This is a genomic window from Thermogutta sp. (genome assembly GCF_014359955.1).
Taxonomy (GTDB): Bacteria; Planctomycetota; Planctomycetia; order Pirellulales; family Thermoguttaceae; genus Thermogutta.
On sequence record NZ_JACIYL010000910.1, the window covers coordinates 1 to 1,617 of the forward strand.

At 55.5% G+C, this 1,617-nt stretch carries 1 protein-coding gene; it reads right to left on the bottom strand.

Annotated elements, in window-relative coordinates; translation table 11 throughout:
• On the bottom strand, nucleotides 1–1,559 hold a 1,559-nt coding region (locus tag H5U08_RS18125), incomplete at its 3' end, for a hypothetical protein (RefSeq protein WP_297036353.1).
• Between the last annotated feature and the right edge of the window lie 58 nt (nucleotides 1,560–1,617).

Genomic DNA, 1,617 nt, shown 5'->3' on the forward strand with positions numbered 1-1,617 from the left:
CCGTTGTTGAGAAGGCTGGGGTGCCAGTTGTGTTCCTGGTCCACTGTCAACTGTCTGATCGACCCATCAGGGTCCAGACGGTACATGTTCGTGACGTGAGAGCTGCCATAGACGCAAGGAACTCCCACGAAGGGGGCCGTGGATGTAAAGATGATCCGATCATCGGGAAGATAACAAGCGTCATAGTTGTCAACGTCGGGTTCGCGAATGAGTGGTAATTCCCTGACTTCACTCACCGACAACCGCCCATTGTCGCGTTTTAAGGAAAGCTCGAAGACCTGGAAGCGGTTGAACGAACCCGGCATCGAGACAAGGAGCTTCTGGGCATCAAAATGCAAGTCCATCTCGCCTACGTAGCGACCATCGGGCGGCTCATATAAGATTTGGGGCGGGTCATTCATGCGGCGAGGTGAAACCACGCACAAGCGGTTGTCGTACCCCGTTGTGGGAAGACTGGAGTGACTCTCCCAATTCGCGGGCAATCCGAGATTCGGCTCCTTCCTTTCCACATAGAGAAGTTCATTGAAAGCCAGAAGGGGATTGGCCTCGACAAGGGCTTCCCGTTGAAGTTCCAGGAACGACTTGCGAATATTCTCCGCTGACTGGCGGTCAATCGAACTTTGATCTCGCAGGTGATCACAGGCAGCCGTTAGTTCTCTCAATTTTTGTTGGAAAATCTGACCCCTGGGATAGCGGTCACCAAAGGTGGCGAGCAAGTCATCGATGGCAGCTTTCAAAGCCGACAATTCTTTTGCCGCAGGGATTTCTGAACCTGGGGATGATCCGACGACCGAGTCCTGTGTTGTCCACTCCACCCAGTTCGTCTTGTCCGAAAGATAGTCCAGGATATTACTGGTCAGTTGTTCCATCGCTTTGCGATAGACATTGTTGGCCAGCGAATAGTTTTGGATTCGCCATCCAAGAATGATGATCCGGCCTTTCCCCAGGCGATATTCCACCAAGGGGTTTTCGTCGGCGTAATTAGCGCGGGCTAAAAGCCGTCCCGCCAAGGGACGTGGACTCCCATGGAAATCCGCAAAGGCCGGATACCCACCGGAAGTGAGAAAGATAACGCCGATTGGGCTCACAGGCAAATTCGCGAAGATGGGATGCTCCTTCACCACAGGGACCAAGGCTGCCTGAAAGCTGTCGTGACCTGCCGATACGGTTCGCATGGACGCGGTTTCCACGCCCATCTCAACGACCAATCGGGCAGCAACTCCCGACAGGAAGAGCCCTCCCCCTTCGGCAACAAAAGTGCGAAATGCCTCCAAAGTGCCAGGGTTTTGGAGGTCTGCAGGCAGTGTCGCCAAATCCCCCTGGTGGCACCACACGACATCGAACTGGGTCAACCGAACGCTCTGTTTTTGCTCATTGACAAAATGTTCGGGGCCCTGGAGGTAAAGAATTTGACAACCCCGGGCTGTCCAGCACCAACGAAGGGCGGCTTCGCTCTCCCTGCCGAGCGGTGTTCCGTGTTCCTGCGGGACCAGGAACGCCACGCCGGCGGCGAAACTCAGTTGACCCGCCAAGGCCAGGGCATAAGCCAGGACGCTCAAGATCAGCCCGCGCTTCGGCCGAAGGATACGAGCTCAAGCCCGCGGCGATGGCGTTGTT